The organism is Neoroseomonas rubea (assembly GCF_016106015.1).
Lineage (GTDB): Bacteria > Pseudomonadota > Alphaproteobacteria > Acetobacterales > Acetobacteraceae > Neoroseomonas > Neoroseomonas rubea.
Map to the genome: position 1 here is coordinate 1 of NZ_JACADQ010000741.1, position 609 is coordinate 609.

Here is a 609-nt window from a genome sequence, read left to right on the forward strand (position 1 = left end):
GGGGTTCCGGGGGGAGAAGTTCCCTTCTCCCCCCGCCTTCCGCATCGCCGCTCAGTGCAGCGGCAGCGTCAGCGGCGCGATCTCGTCGCCGCTCCGTCCGCGATAATCCCGCCCCGTCGCGTCCCGCAGCATCCGCGCTTGGCTTTCGGCAAGGATTCCCGCGGCCTCCGTCACGTCGAGCCGTGTCGGCCGGCCATCGGCGAAGACAGTCTCCCCGCCCACGATGACGCGGCGCACCGCGCGGTCCGCCGCGTGGAAGACCAGCGCGCGGAGCGGGTCGCGCGGCGGGGACATCAGCGGATGGGCAAGGTCCACCAGCACGAGGTCCGCTGCCGCGCCCTTCTCCAGCCGCCCGAGATCCGGCCGGCCGAGCGCATCGGCACCACCTGCCGTCGCCGCGTGGAACACGCTGCCGGTGTCCGCCGCCGCCACGTCGCGCACCGCGTTGCGCGCGAGCAGGATGGCCAGGCGCATCTCCTCGATCAGGTTGTGCGGGGCGCAATCCGTGCCGAAGCCCATGTTCACGCCACGCGCGCGGTACTTGCCGAAGTGCTTCAGGTGCTCGCCATAGCGCGCGAAGGGCGTCGGGCAATGCGCGACCGTCGCGCC

The 609-nt window shown here is 72.7% G+C and carries 1 protein-coding gene; it reads right to left on the reverse strand.

The genetic code is table 11. The features are described 5' to 3' along the window. Nucleotides 1-51 precede the first annotated feature (51 nt). Nucleotides 52-609: amidohydrolase family protein (locus tag HW577_RS26155; RefSeq protein ID WP_198378979.1), on the reverse strand; the 558-nt coding region annotated here is incomplete at its 5' end.